This is a genomic window from Streptomyces sp. NPDC001594 (assembly GCF_042893675.1).
Classification (GTDB): Bacteria; Actinomycetota; Actinomycetes; order Streptomycetales; family Streptomycetaceae; genus Streptomyces.
Window position 1 is genome coordinate 100,117 of sequence record NZ_JBIAVB010000003.1, and the last position, 23,810, is coordinate 123,926.

At 72.5% G+C, this 23,810-nt stretch carries 19 protein-coding genes; 8 read left to right on the forward strand and 11 right to left on the reverse strand.

Annotation, left to right across the window (positions count from 1 at the left end; all coding sequences use genetic code 11):
* Positions 1 to 47: 47 nt before the first annotated feature.
* The 7 genes from ACFY0O_RS06770 to ACFY0O_RS06800 all read right to left on the reverse strand — a co-directional run bounded on the left by ACFY0O_RS06770 (position 48) and on the right by ACFY0O_RS06800 (position 9,715).
* Positions 48 to 3,005 carry a M14 family zinc carboxypeptidase gene (locus ACFY0O_RS06770; RefSeq protein WP_388943657.1) on the reverse strand — a complete coding sequence of 986 codons (2,958 nt, stop codon included), beginning with the start codon at positions 3,003 to 3,005 and terminating at the stop codon, positions 48 to 50.
* A 167-nt stretch (positions 3,006 to 3,172) separates the two neighbouring features.
* Positions 3,173 to 4,168 carry a DNA-binding protein WhiA gene (gene whiA, locus ACFY0O_RS06775; protein WP_030237199.1) on the reverse strand — a complete coding sequence of 332 codons (996 nt, stop codon included), beginning with the start codon at positions 4,166 to 4,168 and terminating at the stop codon, positions 3,173 to 3,175.
* A complete protein-coding gene (yvcK, locus tag ACFY0O_RS06780; RefSeq protein WP_388943659.1) occupies positions 4,159 to 5,223 on the reverse strand; it encodes a uridine diphosphate-N-acetylglucosamine-binding protein YvcK in 1,065 nt (354 codons plus the stop codon). The genes whiA and yvcK overlap by 10 nt, the downstream gene beginning before the upstream one ends.
* Positions 5,220 to 6,167, reverse strand: a complete 948-nt coding sequence (gene rapZ, locus ACFY0O_RS06785; RefSeq protein ID WP_358893151.1) for an RNase adapter RapZ — start codon at positions 6,165 to 6,167, stop codon at positions 5,220 to 5,222. Before rapZ ends, yvcK begins: the two co-directional genes overlap by 4 nt.
* A complete protein-coding gene (uvrC, locus tag ACFY0O_RS06790) occupies positions 6,164 to 8,164 on the reverse strand; it encodes an excinuclease ABC subunit UvrC (protein ID WP_388943662.1) in 2,001 nt (666 codons plus the stop codon). Before uvrC ends, rapZ begins: the two co-directional genes overlap by 4 nt.
* Positions 8,165 to 8,283: 119 nt before the next feature.
* Positions 8,284 to 9,090, reverse strand: coding sequence for a hypothetical protein (locus tag ACFY0O_RS06795; protein ID WP_388943665.1), 807 nt, complete (start codon positions 9,088 to 9,090; stop codon positions 8,284 to 8,286).
* Between the two features lie 4 nt (positions 9,091 to 9,094).
* On the reverse strand, positions 9,095 to 9,715 hold the full coding sequence (locus ACFY0O_RS06800; RefSeq protein ID WP_358893154.1) for a papain-like cysteine protease family protein: 621 nt from the start codon (positions 9,713 to 9,715) through the stop codon (positions 9,095 to 9,097).
* A 241-nt stretch (positions 9,716 to 9,956) separates the two neighbouring features.
* Here ACFY0O_RS06800 and ACFY0O_RS06805 point away from each other — a divergent pair, with 241 nt between their 5' ends.
* On the forward strand, positions 9,957 to 10,925 hold the full coding sequence (locus ACFY0O_RS06805; RefSeq protein ID WP_388943667.1) for a hypothetical protein: 969 nt from the start codon (positions 9,957 to 9,959) through the stop codon (positions 10,923 to 10,925).
* Between the two features lie 12 nt (positions 10,926 to 10,937).
* Here the strand turns inward: ACFY0O_RS06805 and ACFY0O_RS06810 are convergent, their stop codons facing one another.
* Positions 10,938 to 11,369, reverse strand: coding sequence for a Rieske (2Fe-2S) protein (locus tag ACFY0O_RS06810; RefSeq protein ID WP_388943670.1), 432 nt, complete (start codon positions 11,367 to 11,369; stop codon positions 10,938 to 10,940).
* Positions 11,370 to 11,451: 82 nt separating this feature from the next.
* Here ACFY0O_RS06810 and ACFY0O_RS06815 point away from each other — a divergent pair, with 82 nt between their 5' ends.
* Positions 11,452 to 12,339: a carbohydrate kinase gene (locus ACFY0O_RS06815; protein WP_388943672.1), complete on the forward strand. Its 888-nt coding sequence runs from the start codon at positions 11,452 to 11,454 to the stop codon at positions 12,337 to 12,339.
* Here ACFY0O_RS06815 and ACFY0O_RS06820 read toward each other — a convergent pair.
* The gene (locus ACFY0O_RS06820) at positions 12,329 to 12,934 is read right to left on the reverse strand and encodes a TetR/AcrR family transcriptional regulator (protein ID WP_388943675.1); all 606 of its coding nucleotides are present in this window, start codon (positions 12,932 to 12,934) and stop codon (positions 12,329 to 12,331) included. The genes ACFY0O_RS06815 and ACFY0O_RS06820 overlap by 11 nt on opposite strands.
* Before the next feature lie 69 nt (positions 12,935 to 13,003).
* Between ACFY0O_RS06820 and ACFY0O_RS06825 the strand changes: the two genes are divergently transcribed.
* Positions 13,004 to 13,654, forward strand: coding sequence for an NAD(P)-dependent oxidoreductase (locus ACFY0O_RS06825; RefSeq protein WP_388943677.1), 651 nt, complete (start codon positions 13,004 to 13,006; stop codon positions 13,652 to 13,654).
* A 141-nt stretch (positions 13,655 to 13,795) separates the two neighbouring features.
* On the opposite strand, the gene uvrA is transcribed toward ACFY0O_RS06825, so the two are convergent.
* Positions 13,796 to 16,735, reverse strand: a complete 2,940-nt coding sequence (gene uvrA / locus ACFY0O_RS06830; RefSeq protein ID WP_388943679.1) for an excinuclease ABC subunit UvrA — start codon at positions 16,733 to 16,735, stop codon at positions 13,796 to 13,798.
* A gap of 189 nt (positions 16,736 to 16,924) precedes the next feature.
* Between uvrA and ACFY0O_RS06835 the strand changes: the two genes are divergently transcribed.
* The 5 genes from ACFY0O_RS06835 (at position 16,925) to ACFY0O_RS06855 (ending at position 22,662) form a co-directional block, all read left to right on the forward strand.
* Positions 16,925 to 17,620: a maleylpyruvate isomerase family mycothiol-dependent enzyme gene (locus ACFY0O_RS06835; protein WP_388943682.1), complete on the forward strand. Its 696-nt coding sequence runs from the start codon at positions 16,925 to 16,927 to the stop codon at positions 17,618 to 17,620.
* Positions 17,621 to 17,629: 9 nt separating this feature from the next.
* Positions 17,630 to 18,286 carry an MBL fold metallo-hydrolase gene (locus ACFY0O_RS06840; protein WP_388943685.1) on the forward strand — a complete coding sequence of 219 codons (657 nt, stop codon included), beginning with the start codon at positions 17,630 to 17,632 and terminating at the stop codon, positions 18,284 to 18,286.
* A 139-nt stretch (positions 18,287 to 18,425) separates the two neighbouring features.
* On the forward strand, positions 18,426 to 19,709 hold the full coding sequence (locus ACFY0O_RS06845; RefSeq protein WP_388944506.1) for an MFS transporter: 1,284 nt from the start codon (positions 18,426 to 18,428) through the stop codon (positions 19,707 to 19,709).
* A 385-nt stretch (positions 19,710 to 20,094) separates the two neighbouring features.
* Positions 20,095 to 20,457 carry a hypothetical protein gene (locus tag ACFY0O_RS06850; RefSeq protein WP_388943688.1) on the forward strand — a complete coding sequence of 121 codons (363 nt, stop codon included), beginning with the start codon at positions 20,095 to 20,097 and terminating at the stop codon, positions 20,455 to 20,457.
* An 87-nt stretch (positions 20,458 to 20,544) separates the two neighbouring features.
* Positions 20,545 to 22,662, forward strand: coding sequence for a hypothetical protein (locus ACFY0O_RS06855; RefSeq protein WP_388943691.1), 2,118 nt, complete (start codon positions 20,545 to 20,547; stop codon positions 22,660 to 22,662).
* A 59-nt stretch (positions 22,663 to 22,721) separates the two neighbouring features.
* Here ACFY0O_RS06855 and ACFY0O_RS06860 read toward each other — a convergent pair whose 3' ends face one another.
* Positions 22,722 to 23,708 carry a TerC family protein gene (locus ACFY0O_RS06860; protein WP_388943694.1) on the reverse strand — a complete coding sequence of 329 codons (987 nt, stop codon included), beginning with the start codon at positions 23,706 to 23,708 and terminating at the stop codon, positions 22,722 to 22,724.
* Positions 23,709 to 23,810 lie beyond the last annotated feature (102 nt).

Below are 23,810 nucleotides of genomic sequence, written 5' to 3' on the forward strand. Positions count from 1 at the left end.
GGGCTTTGGTCCCGGTCACTCAACGTGAGCGCCGGAGGGGTCGTTGATCAGCCGTTCAGGGCGCGGAGGGCCTTACCGATCAGTAGGGCGCGGTCGGCCGCGGCCGGGAGGTGTTCCAGCCCGAAGCCGAACAGGACCGTGTCACGCGTAGTGACGGCCGCGTAGGACTTGAACAGCTCTCCGGTCCTGGACCAATCTCCCGGGACGTCAGGACTTCCGGCAGGGGCACCCTGGGCGGTCCAGGCTCCGAGGGAGGTCTCGAAGCCCTCCACGGCCTGGTCGGTGCCGCCCACGGAGACCCGGGCGTCGTCCGCGAAGACGCCGCGGCCGCCGGAACCCGGGTCGGTGATGTACGACAGGGAGACCTCGACGGTCTTGCCCGCGTAGGGGCTCAGGTCGAAGGAGACCTGCTTCCAGCCGTCGGACGAGCCGGTGAAGCTGTTCCACGCCCCGCTGGTTCCGCTCGGTGAGCAGCCGCCGCTCCCGACGGTGAGGTAGTGGCGCAGGAACGGGTGGTCGTTGACGAGGAACCCGGCCCCGCACTCCGCCGGGACGGTGGTGGAGCTCAAGCCGCCCACGTCCGGAAGTGTGGTCCAGTCCTCCGCGCCGACCGTGTGGGCCTCCAGGACGGCGTGGTCGTAGCCCTGCTCGGTGTTCCAGTTGAGGGCCGTCTTCAGCTTCGGCTGGTCGGCGGCCGTGACCTTGGTGAGGTCGACGGTGCGGGTGAGGCGCTTCCAGTCGTCGTCCTCGTGGGTGGCCGACGCCATGCCGGTGCCCGAGTAGGGGGCGTACGGGTTCACGATGCCGGCGTACTGGCCCGCCTGCGCGCTCTTGAACTGCGGGAACTGCGCCGGCGGCAGGGAGTCGGAGGTGACGCTGAAGGCTCCGGGGGTGTTCAGCGGGTTGCCGGCGGCGTCGCCGAGGGCGCCGCCCGCTCCGGCGAGGGCGCCGGCGCCGGTGAAGCCGCTGGGGCCCTTGGTCGTGGCCCGGGTGTAGGCGCCGAGGTAGTACTGGCTGAAGTCGTCGGTCAGGGCCCGGCCGACCTGGGCCCGGCCGCCCGCGAGTTCACCGGCCTCGACGAGCTTGCCGCCCTCGTTGAGGAAGTCGCGGACCGCCAGCTGCGTGGGGCCGCCGGGGGCGCCCGCGCCGGTGTAGTGGACGGCCGTGCGGAAGTGGGAGAGCACGCCGAGGTGGTGCGGGGCGCCCTGGGTCGCCACGTCCCACACGGCGGCGGACTTCCCGTTGGCCCGCAGCGCGTCCACGTAGCTCTGGGCGTGCTGCGCCTTGGCTCCCTCCTCCGCGATCACCAGGACGTCCGCGCGGGGGCGTTCGGCCACGGTGTAGGTGAAGTGCTCGCTGGAGACGGGCTTGCCGCGGTCGCGGCCGGTGAACCAGACCTCGACCTTGTCGCCCGGCTTGGCGCCGTCGACCTTGGCCCGGTACTCGTCGAACCAGTTGTTGTCCTCGCCGCCGTAGACGTCGCCGCCCTTCCAGGCCTTGAGCTCGTCGTCGTGCGTACGGCCGCCGTTGATCCGGAAGTTGAGGAGCTTGTCCCCCAGCGCCTTGCGGGCGGTGACGGAGACCGTCTGGTCCTCGCCGCGGGCGACGTAGGAGGTGGTGAAGGGGTCGAGGGTGAAGTCGGCGGCGCTCATCCCGACCGAGGAGACGGGCTTGTCCGGGTGGGCGGCGCTCTCCCCGACGGACAGCGCGAAGGGGACGTTCTTGGCGAACTCCTGCCGGATCAGCTTCTCGTCGTCCGGAAAGTTGAAGCCGGACGCGCAGTCCTCGGGCTTCCAGCGGTCGTTCGGGTCGATCGCGGAGGCCGTCTGGCAGGTGGTCATCTCCGGCGTGAACATCATGACGCCGTTGGCGTTGGCGGCGTGGCCGTCGGCCTCGCCGTTGGTGGTGTACAGCTCGGAGGAGATCTGCGGGTAGTAGCCGGGGACGGCCGGGTGCTCCGGGGTGCCGGCGAGGGCCTTGTAGGCGACGTCGTCCGGGGTCGGGGTGGCGACCTGCCAGCCGACTCCGTACAGCAGGAGCTCGGAGGCCGAGTGGTAGTTGATCGCGTACCGGAAGCCGATCCGCTTCTCGAAGGTGTCGAGGGCGACGGTCTCGGGCTCGGACCGGGCCTTGGGGCCGCGGTAGGTCTCGCTGGAGGGGCTCGGTGAGGAACCCTCGTTGTCCCAGCCCCACTTGTAGGCGAAGTTGCGGTTGAGGTCGACCCCGTCCACTGCGGTGATCCGGCCGTCGCCGTTGTTGTCGTGCAGGTTCTTGCGCCAGAGGCGGGCGTCGTCGGAGGTGAAGGTGTAGTCGTAGCCGTCGGGGTTGGCGGAGAGCAGGAACCACAGCTCGGTGGAGTCCACCAGCCGGGTGATCCGGGCGTCCTTGCCGTAGTTGTCGAGGGTGTGGTGCATCAGCCGCCGGGTCATCTCGGGGGTGATCCACTCGCGGGCGTGCTGGTTGGACATGTAGAGCACGGACGGCTTGTCGCCGTCCCGGGTCCGCTTCGCGTCCTTGGTGACCTTGAGGGCGAGGATGTCCTTGCCCAGGACGGTCTTGCCGATGGAGACGACCTTGGTCAGGCCGGGGTTCTCCTGCGCGGTCCGCAGGATCTCCTCCTGGAGGCCGCCCTTGCCGCTGTAGGGGCGGAAGACCCCGTCGCCGGCGGCCTTGGTGCGGGCCAGGCCCTGGGCGGAGAGCTTGCGCTCGGCGAGCTTGACCCCCTGGGCGGCGAGCGCCGCGGCCTGCTCCCCGGTGAGGAAGAGCTCGACCTTCGCGGTCCCGGCCTGCGGTGCCCGTTCGGCGAGCTCCTGGGCGTCCTGGCCGGCGGCGAGGACGAGCGGGACCTGGTCGCGGGTGATGTCGGCGTCGTAGACGTGTACCTCGTCGGCGCCGGGTGCGGCGCCGGAGGCGGGCCGCGCCTGGGCCGCCGCGGGCATGGCGGCCAGTGTGGTCCCGATGACGAGTGCGCTTGCCGCGAGGATCGTTCTCGCGCGTTGCCTCATGTGCCCCCCTGGGCGTCGTCAGCCACGAAAGCGTTCGGGGGCCAGGCTCACGATCCGGCGATGCCCATGTCAATGGGACAAACGGGACCCGGCCCGCACGGACGATCGTGCGGGCCGGGTCCGCCGGGCCCGGCGGGGTGGGCGGGCGCGGACGGGGAACTCCCGTCTCAGCCGGCCATGTTGTCCGCCAGCTCCTCGCTGAGGTCCAGGTTGGACTCGGTGCCGGGGATGCCGAGGTCCTGCGCCCGCTTGTCGGCCATCGCCAGCAGGCGGCGGATCCGGCCCGCGACGGCGTCCTTGGTCAGCGGCGGGTCGGCGAGCGCGCCCAGCTCCTCCAGGGAGGCCTGCTTGTGCTCCATGCGCAGCCGGCCGGCCGCGGCGAGGTGCTCGGGGACCTCCTCGCCGAGGATCTCCAGCGCGCGCTGGACCCGGGCTCCGGCGGCCACCGCGGCCCGCGCCGAGCGGCGCAGGTTGGCGTCGTCGAAGTTGGCGAGGCGGTTGGCCGTGGCGCGCACCTCGCGCCGCATCCGCCGCTCCTCCCAGGCCAGCACCGACTCGTGCGCGCCGAGGCGGGTCAGCAGGGCGCCGATCGCGTCGCCGTCGCGGACGACGACCCGGTCCACGCCGCGCACCTCGCGCGCCTTCGCGGCGATCGAGAGCCGTCGGGCGGCACCCACCAGGGCCAGGGCTGCCTCGGGGCCGGGGCAGGTGACCTCCAGCGAGGAGGAGCGGCCCGGCTCGGTGAGGGAGCCGTGGGCCAGGAAGGCACCGCGCCAGGCCGCCTCGGCGTCACAGGTCGCCCCGGAGACCACCTGCGGGGGCAGCCCGCGGATGGGGCGGCCGCGGCCGTCCACGAGGCCGGTCTGGCGGGCCAGCTGGTCCCCGCCGGCGACGACCCGGACCACGAAGCGGCTGCCGCGGCGCAGGCCGCCCGGGGCCATGACCACCAGGTCGGAGGAGTGGCCGAAGATCTCCAGGATGTCCTTGCGCAGCCGTCTGGCGGCGATCCCGGTGTCCAGTTCCGCCTCGATGACGATCCGGCCGCTCACCAGGTGCAGGCCGCCCGCGAACCGAAGGATCGCCGAGACCTCCGCCTTCCTGCAGCAGGTCCGGGTGACGGGGAGGCGGGAGATCTCATCCTTCACCGCAGGCGTCATCGCCATGGGCCGATCCTTCCATGCATCCGAAAAATACGGTCGTACGCGGCGGCCAGCAGCTCCGGGTCGTGCTTCGGAGAGCCGTCCTGCCTGGCCACCGGCGCCAGCTCGACCGCCGCACCGAACCGCTTCGCGGCATCGGCGAGGGACTCGCGGTCGGGCACGGCGGCCTCGTCGGCCAGCACCACGTCCAGGGCGAGTTTAGGGGCGTGTCGGGCCAAAACCTCCAAATGACGCTGCGGAGAGAAGCCCTCTGTTTCGCCCGGCTGGGGGGCGAGGTTCAGCGAGAGGACCTTGCGGGCCTTCGTCGCCGCCAGCGCGTCCAGCAGCTCCGGCACCAGCAGGTGCGGGATGACGGAGGAGAACCAGGAGCCCGGCCCGAGCACCACCCAGTCGGCGTCGAGCACGGCGGCGACGGCCTCCGGCACGGCCGGCGGGTCGCCCGGCACCACCTGGACGGAGAGCACCTCGCCCGGGGTCAGGGCCACGGTGGCCTGCCCCCGGACGGTGTCCACCTCGTCCGGGCGCGCCGGATCGTGCCCCTTGACCAGGGCCTGGAGCTCCAGCGGCACCGCCGACATCGGCAGGACCCGGCCCTGCGCCCCGAGGAGCTTCCCCACGAGGTCGAGGGCTTGGACGGGGTCGCCGAGCTGCTCCCACAGGGCGACGATCAGCAGGTTGCCGACGGCGTGCCCGTGGAGGTCCCCCTGGGACTGGAAGCGGTGCTGGATGACGCGGGCCCAGGTCTGGCCCCAGTCGTCGTCCCCGCACAGCGCGGCCAGCGCCTTGCGCAGGTCGCCGGGCGGCAGCACGCTCAGCTCCTCGCGGAGCCGGCCGCTGGAGCCGCCGTCGTCGGCGACGGTGACCACCGCGGTGAGCTCCCCGGTGATCCGGCGCAGGGCGGCGAGGGAGGCCGACAGGCCCATGCCGCCGCCGAGGGCGACGACCTTGGGCGCGACCACCTTGGCGGCCCCGCGGCGGCCGGCGCGGCCCGCGCCGTCCTCGCCCCGGGCGGGGGTCAGACGGCGCAGGCGGCGCAGCCGCAGGGTCCGTCCGGTCACTCGCGCCCCATGTCCCGGTGGACGACGACGGTCTCGACTCCCTCGGAGGCGAGCCGGGCGGCGAGCTTCTCGGACATGGCGACGCTGCGGTGCTTGCCGCCGGTGCAGCCGACCGCGATGGTCACGTACCGCTTGCCCTCGCGCCGGTAGCCGGCGGCGATGAGCTGGAGCAGCTCGGTGTAGCGGTCGAGGAACTCCTTGGCGCCGGGCTGGCTGAAGACGTAGCCCGACACCTCCTCGTTGAGCCCGGTGAAGGGGCGCAGCTCGGGGACCCAGTGCGGGTTGGGGATGAAGCGGCAGTCGACGACGAGGTCGGCGTCGACGGGCAGGCCGTACTTGAAGCCGAAGGACATCACGGTGGCCCGCAGCTCGGGCTCCTCGTCGCCCGCGAACTGGGCGTCCATCTTCGCGCGCAGCTCGTGCACGTTCAGGCTGGAGGTGTCGATGACCAGGTCGGCGTCCCCGCGCAGCTCGCGCAGCAGGTCGCGCTCGGCGGCGATGCCGTCGACGATGCGGCCGTCGCCCTGGAGGGGGTGCGGGCGGCGCACCGATTCGAAGCGGCGGACCAGGGCGTCGTCGGAGGACTCCAGGAAGACGATGCGGCGGGTGACCCCGCGGGCCTCCAGGTCGGCGAGGGACTCGCGCAGGGCGTCGAAGAACTGGCGGCCGCGGACGTCGACGACGACGGCGATGCGCGCCACGTTGCCCTGGGAGCGGGCGCCGAGCTCCACCATGGTGGGGATCAGCGCGGGCGGCAGGTTGTCGACGACGAACCAGCCGAGGTCCTCCAGGCACTTGGCCGCCGTGCTGCGGCCGGCTCCGGACATGCCGGAGATGATCACCAGCTCGGGGATGGCGGCCTCGGCGTTGTCGCCGGACTCCGCTGTCGTGCCCGTACTCACCTGTGCTCCGTCTCGGTCGTGCTCGGTCTCGTGCTCGGTCATTGCTCGGTCCCCCGTTCGGACGCAGGCCCCGCGGGCGCGGGGGCCTCGTCCTCAATGATCTCTCCTGTCGCCGTGTTGACGGCAGGACCGGCGGGAACGGCCTGGGCGAGGGCCGCCGCCACGGTCTCGGCCGTCTTGCGGCCTATGCCGGGGACCTCGCAGATCTGGTCGATTGTCGCCTGTCTCAGCTTCTTCACCGAACCGAAGTGCTTCACGAGGGCGAGCCGGCGGCTCTCGCCGAGGCCGGGCACCTCGTCCAGGGGGCCCGCTTTCAGCCGCTTGCCGCGCTTGCTGCGCTGGTACTGGATGGCGAAGCGGTGGGCTTCGTCACGCACCCGCTGGAGCAGGTAGAGGCCCTCGCTGGTGCGGGGCAGGACCACCGGGTCGTCCTCACCGGGCAGCCAGACCTCCTCCAGCCGCTTGGCGAGGCCGCACACGGCGACGTCGTCGATGCCGAGCTCCTCCAGGGCCCGCTTGGCCGCCGCCACCTGGGGCTGCCCGCCGTCGACGACGACGAGCTGGGGCGGGTAGGCGAACCGCTTGGGGCGGCCGTCATCCTCAGGCTCGCCGTCCTCGGGGGACCACTCCCCCGTCTTCAGCTTCTCCTGGAGGTAGCGCTTGAAGCGCCGCGAGACGACCTCGTGCATGGAGCGGACGTCGTCCTGCCCCTCGAAGCCCTTGACCTGGAACCTGCGGTACTCGCTCTTACGGGCGAGTCCGTCCTCGAAGACGACCATGGACGCGACCACGTCCTCGCCCTGGAGGTGGGAGATGTCGAAGCACTCGATGCGCAGGGGCGCCCCGTCGAGCTCCAGCGCCTCGGCGATCTCCTCCAGGGCGCGGGAGCGGGTGGTGAGGTCGGCGGCGCGTTTGGTCTTGTGCAGGGCGAGGGACTGCTGGGCGTTGCGGTGGACGGTCTCCATCAGGGACCTCTTGTCCCCGCGCTGCGGGACGCGCAGGCTGACCTGGGACCCGCGCCGCTGCGCCAGCCACTGCCCGAGCGCGGCCGCGTCGTCGGGGACCACCGGGACGAGCACCTCCTTGGGCACGCTCTCGCCGCTCTCCTCCCCGTAGAGCTGCTGGAGGGCGTGCTCGACGAGCCCGGCGGTGTCGACGGCCTCGACCTTGTCGGTGACCCAGCCGCGCTGGCCGCGGACCCGGCCGCCGCGGACGTGGAAGATCTGCACGGCCGCTTCCAGCTCGTCCTCGGCGACGGCGATCAGGTCGGCGTCGGTGGCGTCCGCGAGGACGACGGCGTTCTTCTCCATGGCCCGGCGCAGGGCCCCTATGTCGTCGCGCAGCCGGGCGGCCTTCTCGTACTCCATCTCCTCGGCCGCCGCGTGCATCTCCTTCTCCAGCCGGGAGAGGTAGGCGCCGGTGCGGCCGGCCATGAAGTCGCAGAACTCCTCGGCGAGTTCGCGGTGGTCCTCGGGGCTGATCCGGCCGACGCAGGGCGCCGAGCACTTGCCGATGTAGCCGAGCAGACAGGGCCGGCCGATCTGGGCGGAGCGCTTGAAGACCCCGGCCGAGCAGGTGCGCACGGGGAACACCCGGAGCATCAGGTCGACGGTCTCGCGGATCGCCCAGGCGTGCCCGTAGGGCCCGAAGTAGCGCACGCCCTTCTTCTTGGGCCCCCGCATGACCTGCACGCGCGGATACTGCTCGTTCAGGGTGACGGCGAGGGACGGGTAGCTCTTGTCGTCCCGGTACTTCACGTTGAACCGGGGGTCGAACTCCTTGATCCAGGAGTACTCCAGCTGCAGCGCCTCGACCTCGGTGGAGACGACGGTCCACTCGACGGAGGCGGCCGTGGTGACCATGGTGGCGGTGCGCGGGTGCAGGCCGGCGAGGTCCTGGAAGTAGCTGGCCAGCCGCTGGCGCAGGCTCTTGGCCTTCCCGACGTAGATCACCCGGCGGTGCTCGTCGCGGAACTTGTAGACCCCAGGGGAGTCGGGAATCTCCCCGGGCTTGGGTCGGTAGCTGGAAGGGTCGGCCATGCCGCCCACCCTACTGGCGCGCTACGACAACGAACCGTACCGGCGGCCATCCACAGCCTCGCGGGGCCCGGCCCGGCCACCACGGCCGGGCCGGACCCCGCGGGAAGGGGGCCCGGGGGTCAGCCCCCGGCGGTGCGGCGCCGCCGCAGGAGGGCGACGGCCCCCGCCGCGCCCAGCGCCAGCGCCCCGGCCCCGCCGGCGAGCACCACCCCCGGCCCGCCCCCGGCACCGGTACCGTCACCGGCGGCGGACGGCCCCGCCTCGGTGTAGCCCCCCGCCAGGCCCCGCCGCGCGTACGCGGACCCCGGCAGCTTGTCCCCGTACGCCGTGGCGACCCGCGCCCGGTACGCCCCGAGCGAGACCCCGGCCGGGCCCACGGCCCGCACGGCGTCCTCGTCCAGCGGCAGCACCCGCTCGCCCCCGGCGACGTACCAGGCGTCGATCTGCGGCTCCCGGAACACGGTCCCGCCGGGCAGTTTCGCGGCTCCGAGCGCCGCGTAGCGGAACTCGTCGTCGCCAGTGGCGATGTTCACGACCTGCCAGCCGGCCCCGGTCTTCGCGGTCCACAGGGCCGCCTTCTGCCCGTCCGAGGACACGGCCTGGGAGGCCAGGAACTCCAGCCTGGCCACGGGGGCCCCGGCCTTCCCTGCGACGAAGTCCGGCGCCAGGTAGCTGACGGGGACCGCGTCCCCCTCGATCCGGGGCCGGGCCGCGGCCACCGACACCTTCCCCTCCCGGGCGAAGAACCTGGACAGGGTCGCCAGGGTGTCCGGCGCGGCGGCGGCCTCGTGGGCGGCGGCCCGGTTCTCGGCGGTGGCGGTCGGCGGCGGGGGGACGGGCGCGGCCGAGGCCTGTCCGCCCAGGGCGGCGGCCAGGGCGGCGGCCGCGAGGGCCACGGCGGCGGCGCGTGCGGTCTTGGCGGTCACGCGGTCACGCCCCGATCCGGTAGAGGGAGTGGGTCCAGGAGAAGGTGTCGTTGTCCACGTACCAGGCGTGCGAGGCCCAGTTGTAGCGGTCGTTCGAGGGCCAGGGGTCGCCCCAGTAGACCCAGCTGCTCGCGGTGTCGTACCCGTAGAGGACGTGCATGTGGCCGCCGCCGCCCGACCACTGGATCCGGGTCTCGACGGGCCGGTTGGCGTTGATCTCGGTCTGGACGGTGGAGTACTGGAGCCAGCCGGTCACGTAGCTGCCGGAGTTGATGCCGGCCCAGCGCAGCGCGGTCTGGACGTTGCCCAGCGTGGCCTGGTTGTTGGGGCACTCGGTGCCCTGCTGGCGGTTGAAGGCGGCGTTGCAGAACTGGTTCTGGCTGTAGGCGCGGCCGAACCAGGTGGCGATGGTGTTGCCGCTCGCGGCCCAGCACCAGTTGTTCTTCTGCTGCGCCTGCATGGTGATGTCGAGCCGCTTGTACGCCAGTGCCTGGGCGGCGGCGCCCGGGTCCGCGGCCGGGGCGGCGGTTGCGGTGCCGGCGCCGAGACCGAGGGGCAGCAGTACGAGCAGCAGGGCGGATATCAGTGAGGCGGCCGGCGAAAGCCGCCCTCTTCTGTTGCGCATCGCGTTCCTCCCGAGGTGGGGACCCGAGGTGGTGGGGGGGATGGAGGAGCGCGTCCGGACGCTGTGGAGGAGCATCAGGGTGTTGTCGCGATCAGGTCAACACGCTTCAATACGCGGTGACATTGCAGTGTGAACGGTGGGACTGCGGTGTGAACGGTTGCTCTCGTTCCACCTGGTCTCCCGGACCCGCGGCCCGGCCCCCCACCCCGGCGCGTGTGAACGTTCACAGAGGAGAGTCGCCATGCGGCCGACCGGCGACACGCCCGCCGCGGCGGACCCCGCGGACACCACGGACGCGGCCGGACTCGGGCGGCTGCTGCACGCCGGCCCCTTCCACCTGGCCCTGCGCGCCGCCCTCGCCGCGCGCGGACTGCCCCTGCACCGGGTGCAGCACCGGCTCGCGGCGCGCGGCATCAAGCTCGGGGTGACCAGCCTCAGCTACTGGCAGCAGGGCGCCCGGCGCCCGCGCCACCGGGAGTCGCTGCGGGCCGTGTCCGCCCTGGAGGAGATCCTGGAGCTCCCCCGGGGCTCCCTGCTGCGCCTGCTGGCCGAACCGGCCCCGCCCCCCGGCCCGGCCCGCCCGGCCGCCCGCCCGTACCGGGCCCTGGTGAGCGTCGGCGCCGTGGTGGAGGGGCTGGTGGCGGCGATGGAGCTGCCGGCGGACGGCGGCCTGCACTCGGTCGGCCACCACGAGCGGGTCCGCATCGGCCCGGACGGCGAACTGCGCACGCGCGAGTCGCAGCAGATCGTGCGGGCCCACCGCGACGGGGTCGACCGCTACCTGGCCGTCCACCACGGCGACCCCGGCTGCGACGCGGCCCGGGTGGCGGTGACGGCGTACGAGAACTGCCGCACGGGCCGGGTGCGCTGCCACCAGGAGGCCGGGGTGGTGGTGGCGGAACTGCTCTTCGACGCGCGGCTGCGGCGCGGGGACACGTACGTCTTCGGCTACGGCGTCGAGGACGGCACGGGCGCGCGCAGCACGGAGTACGTCCGCGGGTTCAGCTACGCGGGCGGCCAGTACATGCTCCAGGTCCGCTTCGACGAGGCGGCGCTGCCGGTCCGCTGCCACCGCTTCGCCCGCGCCTCCCCGCAGGCCCCGCGCCGGGGCCTGGCCGACCTCACCCCCAGCGGCGGACACCGCGCGGTCCACCTGGTGGAGCAGGCGGTCCGCCCGGGGATCCTGGGCATCGCCTGGGACTGGGGTTAGCGGCCGCCCCGGTCAGCCCGCGATCAGCTTGCCGTTCTCCGCCTTGACCGGGACGGCCGGGAGGGGCTCGGCGGCCGGGCCGCGCAGGACCTTGCCGGTGGTGACGTCGAAGCGGCTGCCGTGGCAGGGGCAGTTGCCCTCGCCCTTGTCGACCGTGTCGAGGACGCAGCCGGCGTGGGTGCACTGGGCGCTGAACGCCTTGTACTGGCCCTCCGTCGGGCAGCTGACGACGAGCTTGTGCTCACGGAACAACTTCGCGCCGCCGACCGGGACCTCCGTCGCGGCACCCAGCTCGACCGGCTCCTTCGGGACGGCGGGGCCGCCCGCGCCGCTGCCGCCCCCGGTCGAGCAGGCGGAGAGCGCCGTCCCCGCGCCCACGGCCCCGGCGAGCGCGGCGGCGCCCTTGAGGACGGTACGGCGGGCGGCGGGCTGGGACGCGGACATGCGGTTCTCCTGGCACGAGGTGGCGGGCCCCGGGCGGGGCCCACCCGACCCTACCGGCGCCCGATGGGATAGCTTCCCCCGCGTGATCGTCGTCGGCGGAGAAGCCCTGATCGACCTCGTGCCCCTGGCGCAGCCGCCGGGCGCGCTGCTGCCCCGGCCCGGCGGCGGCCCGTACAACACCGCTCTGGCGCTGGGCCGCCTCGGAGCCGCGGTGGCCTTCTGCTCCCGGGTGTCGGCGGACGGCTTCGGCGAGACCCTGCTGGCCGGGCTGCGGGCCGCCGGGGTGGACCTGGCGCTGGTGCAGCGGGGGCCCGAGCCGACCACGCTGGCCGTGCCCTCGCTGGGCCCGGACGGCTCGGCCGCGTACGGGTTCTACGTGGAGGGCACCGCCGACCGGCTGTTCGCCCTGCCGCCCGCGCTGCCGCCGGGGGCGCGGGCCCTGGCGCTGGGGACCTGCTCGCTGGTGCTGGAGCCGGGGGCGAGCGCGTACGAGGCGCTGCTGCGGCGGGAGTCGGGGCGCGGGCTGCTGACCCTGCTGGACCCCAACATCCGCCCGGCCCTGATCGCGGACCCGGCCGGCTACCGGGCGCGGTTCCTGGCGCGGCTGCCGTACGTGTCCGTGCTGAAGCTGTCGGAGGAGGACGCGGACTGGCTGGGCGGCCGGGTCGGGGACTGGCTGGCGGCGGGGCCCTCGGCGGTGGTGCTGACCCGGGGCGCGGCGGGGCTGACGGTGTGGACGGCGGACGGGGCCGAGCACAGCGCCGCGGCCCGCCCGGTGACGGTCGCGGACACGATCGGCGCGGGCGACACCGTCAACGCGGCGCTGCTGCACCGGCTCGCGGGGGCGGGGGACCCCGGCGCGGCGGACTGGCCCGACGTGCTGGCGTACGCGGCCCACGCGGCCGCGCTGACCTGCACCCGGGCCGGCTGCGAGCCGCCGTACGCGGCCGAGCTCGGCCTCAGCCGATAGCGGCCCACAGGGTACGGGCGAGCGCGGGGGCGAACTCCTCGACCGGCTGGACCGTCTCGGCGCCGGAGAAGTGCAGGAAGAACGCCCGCTGGAAGCAGGCGCCCAGCAGCAGCGCGGCGGTGGCGCGGGGGTCGGCGTCCGCCCGGAGCCGGCCGGCGTCGAGCTCCCGGCGCAGCCGTCCTTCGAGGGCGTCGCGCACCACGTGCGGGCCCTGGCCGATCTCCTGGACCCCCTCGCGGTGGCGGGTGAGCAGGGCGGGCTCGGCGAACAGGGAGGCGGCCATCGGCATGGCCTCGGCGTAGAACAGCGAGGCGTGCCGCGCGATGTCGGCGAGTGCCTCCTGGAGGGGGCCCTCGCCGGGGCCGCCGCCCAGCGCGGCCATGAGCGGCCCGGCGTTGGGCGTGCGCTCCATGAGCACCCGCACGAACAGCTCCTCCTTGTTGGCGTAGTGCTTGTAGAGCGCGGCCTCGGAGCAGCCGGCCTCCCGGGCGATGGCCTTGGTGGTGGTGTTGGCGAGGCCGACGGTGCGCATCAGGGTCTCGGCGGCGTCCAGCAGCCGCTCGGAGGCGGGGCGGGTTGACTTCGGGGTGGGCATTCACTCACCCTAGTGGACAAGGGGGTGAGTGAATACTCACCCACCACTTCTCACCGACAGGGACCCACGATGAAGATCACGGTGTTCGGAGCGACGGGCGGTGTCGGCCGCGAGGTGGTCCGGCAGGCCCTGGCGGCCGGCCACGAGGTGACCGCGGTCGTCCGCGACCCCGCCCGGCTGGACGTGCCCGCCCAGGACCGCCTCACGGTGGCGGTGGTGGCCGACCTGACGCAGGAGTCGGCCCTGCTGCCGGTCCTGGCGGGGCGCGACGCGGTGGTCTCGGCGCTCGGCGCCGCGGGCAACAAGCAGGCCCGGCTGGCGCCGGTCACCGGCCCGGCCCTGCGGTCGGTGGTCGCGGCGATGGAACGGACGGGGGTCGGGCGTCTCACGGCGGTCAGCGCGGCGCCGCTGGGGCCGGACGCGGAGGGGGACGGCCTGCTGCTGCGGAAGGTGGGCTACCCGCTGCTGAAGTGGGCGCTGCGCGACCTGTACGCGGACCTGGCGGTGATGGAGGCCGCCATCGCCGCGAGCGGACTCCGCTGGACGGTCATCCGCCCGCCCCGCCTCCTGAACCGGCCCGGCACCGGCCGCTACCGCCGCGCCCTCGACGCCAACGTCCCGGCCGGCCGTGTCATCGCCCGCGCGGACGTGGCCACGGCACTCCTGGACACCCTGTCCGACCCCTCGACGGCGGGCCACGCGGTGGGCGTAGCCGCATAGCCCCCACCGCCCCCACCCAGCCCCGCCGGCGATTGAGGCGCGGGCGCGGTAGCGCCGTGTGGTGAGCCGCACCGGCGCCCGAGGTGGAAACGGAGAAAGGGCGGGGCGGGGAGCGACTCCCCGGCCCCGCTCCGGGCTCGGCTACGCCTTGCGCCGCGCAGCGGCCCGCTTCGCCGGCGCGGCCGCCGCCTTCTTCCGCGCGCCCCGCGCCGCCGGCACCGGCGCCGCGTCGGAGATCCGCTCCGCCCCCAGGATGTCCCGCAGGAACTTCCCCGTGTGGCTCGCGCCCACCGACGCGACCTGCTCCGGCGTGCCCTCGGCGACGACGAGACCGCCCCCGTAGCCGCCTTCGGGGCCCATGTCCACGACCCAGTCCGCGGTCTTGATGACGTCCAGGTTGTGCTCGATGACGATCACCGAGTTCCCCTTGTCCACCAGCCCCGACAGCACCTTGATCAGCTTCGAGATGTCCTCGAAGTGCAGACCGGTCGTCGGCTCGTCCAGCACGTACACCGTCCGCCCCGTCGACCGCTTCTGCAGCTCCGACGCCAGCTTCACGCGCTGTGCCTCGCCGCCCGACAGGGTCGGCGCGGACTGGCCGAGGCGGACGTAGCCCAGCCCCACCTCGTTCAGCGTCTTCAGGTGCCGCGCGATCGTCGGGACCGCCTCGAAGAACTCCAGCGCCTCCTCGATCGGCATGTTCAGGACTTCCGCGATGGACTTGCCCTTGTAGTGGACCTCCAGCGTCTCCCGGTTGTACCGGTCGCCGTGGCAGACCTCGCACGGGACGTACACGTCCGGCAGGAAGTTCATCTCGATCTTGATCGTGCCGTCACCGGAGCAGTTCTCGCACCGGCCGCCCTTGACGTTGAAGGAGAAGCGCCCCGGCAGGTAGCCGCGGACCTTCGCCTCCATCGTCTCCGCGAACAGCTTGCGCACGTGGTCGAAGACGCCCGTGTACGTCGCCGGGTTGGACCGCGGGGTCCGGCCGATCGGGGACTGGTCGACATGCACGACCTTGTCGACCAGGTCGTCGCCCTCCACCCGCGTGTGCCGGCCGGGTACGGACCGTGCGCCGTTCAGCTCGCGCGCCAGGTGCGTGTACAGGATGTCGTTGACCAGGGTGGACTTGCCGGAGCCCGACACGCCCGTGACCGCCGTGAGGACGCCCAGCGGGAAGGACACGTCGATGTCCCGCAGGTTGTTCTCCTTGGCTCCGTGGACGGTGAGCCGGCGCTCCCCGTTCACGGGCCGGCGGACGTCCGGGACGGGGATGGACCTCTTGCCGGACAGGTACTGCCCGGTCATCGACTCGCCGTTCTTCAGCAGCTCCTTCAGCGAGCCGCTGTGCACCACCTTGCCGCCGTGCTCCCCGGCGCCCGGGCCGATGTCCACGACCCAGTCGGCCACCTTGATGGTGTCCTCGTCGTGCTCGACGACGATGAGCGTGTTGCCCATGTCCCGCAGCCGCACCAGCGTCTCGATCAGCCGGTGGTTGTCACGCTGGTGCAGGCCGATGGACGGCTCGTCCAGCACGTAGAGCACGCCGACCAGGCCGGAGCCGATCTGCGTGGCCAGCCGGATGCGCTGGGCCTCGCCGCCCGACAGGGTGCCGGCGGCGCGGTTGAGGGAGAGGTAGTCCAGGCCCACGTCGACCAGGAAGCGGAGCCGCTCGTTGACCTCCTTGAGGACCCGCTCGGCGATCTTCTTGTCGCGGGCGTCGAGCTTGAGCCGGCCCAGGAAGTCGGCGCACTCGCTGATCGACATCGCGGCGACCTCGGCGATGGAGCGCTCCATCACCGTCACCGCGAGGACGATCGGCTTCAGGCGCGTGCCCTCACAGGTCGGACAGGGCACCTCGCGCATGTAGCCCTCGAAGCGCTCGCGGCTGGCGTCGCTCTCGGACTCGGCGTGCCGCCGCTTGACGAACGGCACGGCGCCCTCGAAGGCCGTGGTGTAAGCGCGCTCGCGCCCGTACCGGTTGCGGTAGCGGACCTCGATCTGGGTCTTGTGCCCGTACAGCAGGGCCTTCTTGGCCCGCTGCGGCAGTCCGGCCCACGGGATGTCGGTACGGAAGCCCAGCTCCCCGGCGAGCGCGCCGACCAGCCGCTGGAAGTAGTCCTTGGTGTGCCCCAGCGACCAGGGCGAGACCGCGCCCTCGTCCAGCGACTTGTCCTCGTCCGGGACGATCAGCTCCGGGTCCACCTCCATCCGCGTACCGATGCCGGTGCACTCGGGGCAGGCGCCGAAGGGGGAGTTGAAGGAGAAGGAGCGCGGCTCCAGCTCCTCGAAGGACAGGTCGTCGTACGGGCAGTAGAGGTGCTCGGAGTACATCCGCTCACGCTCGGGGTCGTCCTCGGCGAGGTCGACGAAGTCCAGGATGACCATGCCGCCGGAGAGGCCGAGCGCGGTCTCGACGGAGTCGGTGAGCCTGCGCTTGGCGCTGTCCTTGACGGTGAGGCGGTCGATGACCACCTCGATGGTGTGCTTCTCCTGCTTCTTCAGCGTGGGCGGCTCGGAGAGCTGGATCGTCTGGCCGTCCACCCGGGCGCGGCTGTAGCCCTTGGTCTGGAGGTCGGCGAAGAGGTCGACGAACTCGCCCTTGCGCTCACGGACCAGCGGGGACAGCACCTGGAAGCGGCTGCCCTCGGGGAGCGCGAGGACCTTGTCGACGATCGCCTGCGGCGACTGCCGGGAGATCGGGCGCCGGCACTCGGGGCAGTGCGGCTTGCCGATGCGGGCGAAGAGCAGGCGGAGGTAGTCGTAGACCTCGGTGATCGTGCCGACGGTGGAGCGGGGGTTGCGCGAGGTCGACTTCTGGTCGATCGAGACGGCCGGGGAGAGGCCCTCGATGAAGTCGACGTCGGGCTTGTCCATCTGCCCCAGGAACTGGCGGGCGTACGACGAGAGCGACTCGACGTAGCGGCGCTGGCCCTCGGCGAAGATCGTGTCGAAGGCCAGGGAGGACTTGCCCGAGCCGGAGAGTCCGGTGAAGACGATGAGGGAATCGCGGGGCAGGTCGAGCGAGACGTTCTTCAGGTTGTGCTCGCGAGCGCCACGAACGATGAGACGGTCGGTCACGCCGGTCCGCACCTTTCTTGAGAGAGCGGGGGCACAGGCCCCCGGCTTGTCCAGGGTATGGGGGGCGCCTCTGCGATGGACTGTGTCTGGACTATCGAGCGTATAGCACGCACATTCGATTTACGGCACGCGCAAGAGGGCTTCACCCGATCGTGTGGCGGCGCCCTCCCGGCCACTAGGCTCGGACCCATGACTGATCATGTGCACGACCTGGCCTCTGTACGTGAAGCCACCGAACGGCTGCTGAACGCGGTCGCGAAACTGGACAACGCCTCCCTCTCCGAGGAGTCACATCTCCCGGGCTGGACCCGCGGCCACATCCTGGCCCACCTGGCGCGCAACGCCGACGCCCTCGTCAACGTCTTCGAGGGCCGCCCCATGTACGAGAGCGCCGCCGCCCGCGACGCGGACATCCAGCGCGACTCCGGCCGGCCCCTGGAAGAACACCTGACGGACCTCCGTGATTCCGCGGCCCGCTTCCTCGCCACCGCCGAGCCCGCCCAGGACTGGCAGCGCACCGTCGAGCTGCGCAACGGGGTCACCGACCTGGCGGCGAACGTGCCGTTCCGCCGGCTCGTCGAGGTCGAGCTCCACCACGTCGACCTGAACATCGGCTACGAGCTCTCCGACCTCCCGGACGAGTTCGCCGAGCGGGAGATCGCCTTCCTCGCCGACCGCTGGTCCGGCCGCCCCGACGTCCCGCCGGTCACCCTGCAGTACCCGGACGGCCGGTTCGTCGCGCGCACGGGCGGCACCGAGGGCACCCCGGTGGTCCTCAGCGGCGCGCAGGACGACCTGCTCGGCTGGCTGGCCGGCCGCGGACCCAAGGGCGCCCACCTCGCCATCGAGGCCGGCGACGCCGTGCCCGAACTCCCCGCGCTCTAGGATTCCGACATGACGTACAGCGGAGCGGTGAAGGTCGGCGGTCCCGCCGACGTGCACGAACTCGCGGACCTGATGATCTCCAAGGTCGCCGTGGGTTCCATGAACAACAACGCGTACCTGCTGCGCTGCCGGGCCACCGGCGAGCAGCTCCTGATCGACGCGGCGGCCGAGCCGGACACGCTGCTGAACCTGATCGGCGACGACGGCATCGCGTCCGTCGTCACCACGCACCGGCACGGCGACCACTGGGGCGCGCTCCAGGCCGTCGTCGACGCCACCGGGGCGCGGACCTACGCGGGCGCCTTCGACGCGGAGGGCATCCCGGTCCCCACGGACGTCCCGGTCCAGGACGGGGACACCATCACGGTCGGACGGGTCTCGCTGACCGCCCGCCACCTGGTCGGCCACACCCCGGGCTCCATCGCCCTGGTCTACGACGACCCGCACGGGCACCCGCACGTGTTCACCGGCGACTGCCTCTTCCCCGGCGGCGTGGGCAACACCGGGGGCGACGCGAAGAACTTCGCCAGCCTGATCGACGACGTCGAGACCAAGATCTTCGGTCAGCTGCCCGACGAGACCTGGGTCTACCCGGGCCACGGGAACGACACCATGCTCGGCACGGAGCGCCCCCACCTCGCGGAATGGCGCGAGCGGGGCTGGTGACCGGGCGCATGTGCCGCCGTCAACGTCCGGCGGCACATGCGCTCCTTCCGGTCGACCTCGACCGAACGCGTGTCCCGGGGCGGCCGGCCGGTGTAGTTGCTGCACCATGCGACAGCACCCCTCCCCGCCCCCCGTCCCGATGCTGCGGCTCGCCTTGGCCTCCCTGGTCGGGACCGCCATCGAGTTCTACGACTTCTTCGCCTACGGCACGGCCGCCGCCCTGGTGCTCGGCCCGCTGTTCTTCCCCTCGTTCTCCCCGCTCGCGGGAACCCTCGCCGCCTTCGGCACGTTCGGCGTCGGCTTCCTCGCCCGCCCGCTGGGCTCCGTCCTCTTCGGGCACGTCGGCGACCGCTACGGGCGCCGTCCGGTGCTGCTCGCCTCGCTGCTGCTGACCGGCCTGGCCACGGTGGGCGTCGGGTGCGTGCCCTCGTACGCCTCCCTCGGGACCGCCGCGCCCCTGCTGCTGCTCCTGCTGCGCTTCCTCCAGGGGCTCGGACTCGGCGGGGAGTGGGGCGGGGCGGTGCTGCTGACCGCCGAGCACGCCCCCGAGGGGCGGCGCGGGCTGTGGTCCAGCTTCCCGCAGATGGGGCCGGCCGCCGGGTTCCTGCTGGCCAACGGCCTCACCCTGGCCCTGTCCGGCCTGCTGAGCGAGGCGCGGTTCGCCGCGTGGGGCTGGCGGGTGCCGTTCTGGTGCGCCGGGCTGCTGGCGCTGGCCGGGCTGTGGCTGCGCCGCTCGGTGGAGGAGACCCCGGAGTTCCGGGCCCTCACCGAGACCGGCCGGCGGGCGGAGGCCCCGCTCCCGGAGGTGCTGCGCGTCCACTGGCGGCTGCTCCTGCTGACCGGCGGGGCGATGTCGGTCGGGTACGCCGTCTTCTACGCGGTCACCACCTGGTCCCTGGCCTACACCACCGGCCCGCTGCACATGGACCGCACCCTGATGCTGGCCGTGGTGATGGCCGCCGTCCTGCTGAAGGGCCTGGTGACGGCCCCGCTGGCGGCGCTGGGCGACCGCTGGGGGCGGCGGCCGATGTGCCTGGCCGGCAGCGCCGCCTGCGCACTGTGGATGTTCCCCTTCGTGGCCCTGCTGAGCAGTGGGGATCCGCTGCTGGCGGCGGTGGGCTGCGTCGGCGCGCTGCTGGCGATGGTCCTGATGTACGCGGTGGTGGGCGCGTACCTGCCGGAGCTGTACGCGCCGCGGATCCGCTGCACCGGCGCGGCCGTCGGCTACAACCTGGGCGGGGTCCTGGGCGGGGCGCTGACCCCGATCGTGGCGACGGCCCTGGCGACCGGCTCCGGCCCGCCGTGGGGCGTGGCGGTGTACCTGACGGCGGTGGCCCTGACCAGCCTCGCCTGCTTCGCCCTCCTGCCGGAGACCGCGCCGTCCCCGGCACGCGCGGCGCGGAGCGAGCCCGCTGTGGCGTGACCCGCCCCGATCCGGAACCGGTACAGCGGCAAGTCGGCCATCCGTCGGACCGGCATAGCCCAAATGGTGTATCCATATGCACGGAGCGCGCCTCATGCCGGGCCTAACTCCCGCGGCCCGTACGGGAATGCACCCGAAGGGCCAGGTCTCGCATGCGCTCCGTCCGGTTCCGGCGGAGCGCGGGGATGGCGGGTGCAGCGCATGGAGAGGCGGTCGGTGTTCGGCTCATACCGTCATCAGGCGGCAGCGGACCGCGGGCGGCTACCGGCCAGGCGTACGCGCGTGCGGCCATCAGCCCACTCCCCGACGCCCCGCCCGGGTGCGTCGGCGGACGAGCCGGACGGACCGGCCTGACGCGGCGAACGCACCGCTCCGAGGATCACTCATGACACCCGCACCCGACGACCCCTCCGCTCCCGTCGCCCAGGGCGGAAGCCAGCACTTACCGGCGGCGGCCTTCTTCGCCCCGCAGTACGCGCCGCAACAGCCCGTCCTCCTGCCCCACGCCTGGCCGGGTCCGGGGTACCCGGCGGCGGACTTCCACTCCGAGCTGAGGGCCCTGCGCGAGTCCCTCGCCGGCATGTCCTCGAAGCTCGACGGGATCCGGGATTCAACCGACCGGATCACGGACCACGAATCCCGCCTGAGGGCTCTGGAGAGCCGCCGCTGGCCGATCCAGGTGGTGATGGCGGTCACGGCCGTACTGGCCGCCGGCGCAGCCCTCGTGGCGCTCTTCCTCAAGAAGTAACCCGCCCGGCCTCCATGCGGCGCCCCCTGCCGTATGGAGGCCGGGCACAGCCGTTCAGCGCCAAGTCCCGCAGAGTGGAGAACCAACATGTCCGCGCCACCTCCCGGCCCCTTCCCCCTGCCGTCCACCCGCGAGTGGCAGGAGAGGTGGGTGGAGGCCGTTCTGGCCACCCCGGGCGTCACCGCGCCCCGGGCCGCACTGGAGAGCATCGCGCCGTTCATAGTCCGTCCGAAGGACTCCCTCACGAATCCCGAGGAGGAACCCGACGGTGTCCGGCGGCTGCGGGCCGACCGATTCCGGTGGGTGCGCACCGACGCCGGACAGATGATGCTGGCCACGGTGAACATGCACGGCGTCGGGGGCGTCGTCTGGGAGCACAACGAGCGCATCAGCTCGGGGTGGCACTCCGTCGCGAACCCGGCCCAGCCCCACGGCTCCCCCACCCTGTCCCGCGTGCGGCCGTGGTCGCGGCTGACGGAGGACGGGGCGGAGCGGACCTTCACGGCGCTGGAGAGCGCCGCCGCCACCCGGCACTCCCTGGTCGCCCGGGTGGACCAGGCCGCCAACTCCCTGGAGAACCACGACGGGATGCGTGCGTACGACCTGCTTGAGGATCTGGCCCTCAACGGGCAGGTCGAGCCCTGCATGTACGTCGCCCAGCACTTCAGCCTGGACGAGGAACCCCCCGAGCAGCCGGACGGCCGGACGCGCTATCCGTCGTCCTACTGGGGCTGGATGGCCGTACGCGGCAACAACAGGACGAAGTACCGCCAGGAGCTCTTCGACATCTCCTCCTCCGAGGTGCTGACCGGCGTCCCGTTCAAGAAGCTGGGGCAGGAGGACAACCGCATCTCGGTCAACCCGAGCTACTGGCTTGCAGCCCTGTCGGAACTGCTCAACCAGGAGTACGCGGAAGCCGAGCAGGCCGGGAACACGGACAGCCGGGCGCACCGCGCCAAGGCCATCGCGTCGGTCGAGTCCCAGCTGGTGATCGGCTCCTCCGCACCCGAGCGGCTGTTCCGCATCGTGCAGGGCAGCAACCGGCGCGACCACGTGCACCCGCCGCTCGAGTTCGGGCCCAACGACCGCGGGCGGGCCCTGGGCCGCGGTGTGCTCGGCGCGTACTCCGCGCAGGGGCTGCTGGACGACCGGACCGCCGACGTGCTCGCCGGTCTCGCCCCGGTGACCGAGCTCCCCGGGATTCCCGCCGACGCGACGACCGCAGAACTGCGCGACATCCGCTCGATGCGGCTGCTCATGGAGCTGTTCCCCGTCCAGTCACAGTCTTCCAAGCGGGCACAGATCCGGTCCGCCCTGGGCGAGCCGGCGGCGTCGCAGCTCATCGGCAAGGACATCAACCGCAGGGTCAGGGCATGGTCCGCCCTGACGTCGGAGTCCTTCGCCAGCCCGTGGAACCCTCGTGTCGCCGAGGTCCTCACCAAGGCGCACGGGCACAAGGGCGTCACGCTGTCCGGCCGGCGGCTTCCGGAGCTGCTGGCCTCGGCCGAGACGGACCGGGAGGCATTCGACGAGCTCCTCCTCTTCCGCGCGCCCCACTGGCTGGCCTCATTCGACATCATCGACGCCGACCGCGGTTCCATCGTCGGCCAGCGCGAGGACGACGAGGGCAAGGAAGCGCAGAAGGTACGCCGTACCGTGGCGAACGTCCTGGAGGCGATGCGCAAGAACCCGGTGATGGCCGTCGGTCTGCTACGGGAGATCTTCAACGCCATGAATGAGGGGGACCGCAGGCCGGGACAGGTCGACGCGACCGGCGCTCCGACGCCCGGCACTGCCACCCGGGCCTGGTTCAACCGGACGTTCACGAAGGAGTCCGGCACCCGCGCCTACACCAGACGGGGCACCACGGCCGGAAACGACCCCGACGCGCCGGTGACCGCCGACGCGGATCCGGCGGACGAGTCCTTCGTCGATCCCACGGCTCCGGCCGACGCCCTGGACGAGACGCCGACGCAGGCCCTGCACCGGTTGGTGCAGGAACTGGACCGCCAGGTGACGGCGGCCGCCGAGATCGTGACGGACCTGGCCGACCACGTGAAGGACGTGCGCGAGGCGGCCACGGCGGCGGGCCTGGACCACGCGATGGAAGCGGCGGAGGCGGACGAACTCGCGACGCGGGTGACCCGGATACTCCGCAGCCTCCGGAAGATTCCGGAGACCGTCTCCGACCTCGGCCCGTTGTAGCGGGGACGACGACGGGCCCGGGAGGGTGCTCCCGGGCCCGTCGTGTGCGCGGGCGCTCGTCAGGCGTCCACGCTCCGGGTCTCCTGGGCGGCGGTTTCGGTCGCCGCCTGCTTCTTCGAGGCGATCAGGCTGGTGATCGTGGTGATCACCAGGACGCCGCAGATGACGCCCAGGGAGACCGGGATGGAGATCTGCGGGACGTGCACCCCGGACTCGTGCAGGGCGTGCAGCACGAGCTTGACGCCGATGAAGCCCAGGATCACGGACAGGCCGTAGCTGAGGTGGACCAGCTTCTTGAGCAGGCCGCCGATGAGGAAGTACAGCTGGCGCAGGCCCATGAGGGCGAAGGCGTTGGCGGTGAAGACGATGTACGGGTCCTGGGTGAGGCCGAAGATCGCGGGGATGGAGTCCAGGGCGAAGAGGACGTCGGTGGTGCCGATGGCGAGCATGACCACCATCAGCGGGGTCAGGATCCGCTTGCCGTTGTCGCGGATGAACAGCTTGGTGCCGTGGTAGCGGTCGGCGACGCCGAACTTCTTCTCGATGGACTTCAGGAGGCGGTTCTCCTCGAACTCCTCTTCCTCCTCGCCCTTGCGGGCCTCCTGGATCAGCTTCCAGGCGGTGTAGACGAGGAAGGCGCCGAAGATGTAGAAGACCCACGAGAAGCTGGTGATGATCGCGGCGCCCGCGGCGATGAACACCGCGCGCAGGACCAGGGCGATCAGCACGCCGACCAGCAGGACGCGCTGCTGGAGGTGGGAGGGCACCGAGAACTTCGCCATGATCAGGACGAAGACGAACAGGTTGTCCACGCTCAGGGACTTCTCGGTGATGAAGCCGGCGAAGAACTCCTGGGAGGCCTGGCCGTTGCCGAAGAACAGCAGGCCCAGACCGAAGAGGACGGCGAGGACGATCCAGACGACCGTCCAGATGCCCGCTTCCTTGACGGACACGTCATGGGGCTTGCGGCCGATGAAGAAGTCGGCGCCGATGAGGATGCCCAGACCGAGAATGGTCAGCACCCATAGGGTCAACGAAACGTCCACGGTATTCACGCCTCCGGCGGATGGCTCAGCACAGGGTCAGCGTCATCGCTGCCGGAGGTCTCTTCCACCCGGGCGGCTCGCGGGCCGCGGGCCGGCGCCCCG

Bases quoted from the DNA above. Each gene is read 5' to 3' on its own strand.
- ACFY0O_RS06770 (WP_388943657.1), bottom strand. From the start codon at position 3,005: ATGAGGCAACGCGCGAGAACGATCCTCGCGGCAAGCGCACTCGTCATC.
- whiA (WP_030237199.1), bottom strand. From the start codon at position 4,168: ATGGCGATGACGCCTGCGGTGAAGGATGAGATCTCCCGCCTCCCCGTC.
- rapZ (WP_358893151.1), bottom strand. From the start codon at position 6,167: ATGACCGAGCACGAGACCGAGCACGACCGAGACGGAGCACAGGTGAGT.
- uvrC (WP_388943662.1), bottom strand. From the start codon at position 8,164: ATGGCCGACCCTTCCAGCTACCGACCCAAGCCCGGGGAGATTCCCGAC.
- ACFY0O_RS06800 (WP_358893154.1), bottom strand. From the start codon at position 9,715: ATGCGCAACAGAAGAGGGCGGCTTTCGCCGGCCGCCTCACTGATATCC.
- ACFY0O_RS06805 (WP_388943667.1), top strand. From the start codon at position 9,957: ATGCGGCCGACCGGCGACACGCCCGCCGCGGCGGACCCCGCGGACACC.
- ACFY0O_RS06810 (WP_388943670.1), bottom strand. From the start codon at position 11,369: ATGTCCGCGTCCCAGCCCGCCGCCCGCCGTACCGTCCTCAAGGGCGCC.
- ACFY0O_RS06820 (WP_388943675.1), bottom strand. From the start codon at position 12,934: ATGCCCACCCCGAAGTCAACCCGCCCCGCCTCCGAGCGGCTGCTGGAC.
- ACFY0O_RS06825 (WP_388943677.1), top strand. From the start codon at position 13,004: ATGAAGATCACGGTGTTCGGAGCGACGGGCGGTGTCGGCCGCGAGGTG.
- ACFY0O_RS06835 (WP_388943682.1), top strand. From the start codon at position 16,925: ATGACTGATCATGTGCACGACCTGGCCTCTGTACGTGAAGCCACCGAA.
- ACFY0O_RS06840 (WP_388943685.1), top strand. From the start codon at position 17,630: ATGACGTACAGCGGAGCGGTGAAGGTCGGCGGTCCCGCCGACGTGCAC.
- ACFY0O_RS06845 (WP_388944506.1), top strand. From the start codon at position 18,426: ATGCTGCGGCTCGCCTTGGCCTCCCTGGTCGGGACCGCCATCGAGTTC.
- ACFY0O_RS06850 (WP_388943688.1), top strand. From the start codon at position 20,095: ATGACACCCGCACCCGACGACCCCTCCGCTCCCGTCGCCCAGGGCGGA.
- ACFY0O_RS06855 (WP_388943691.1), top strand. From the start codon at position 20,545: ATGTCCGCGCCACCTCCCGGCCCCTTCCCCCTGCCGTCCACCCGCGAG.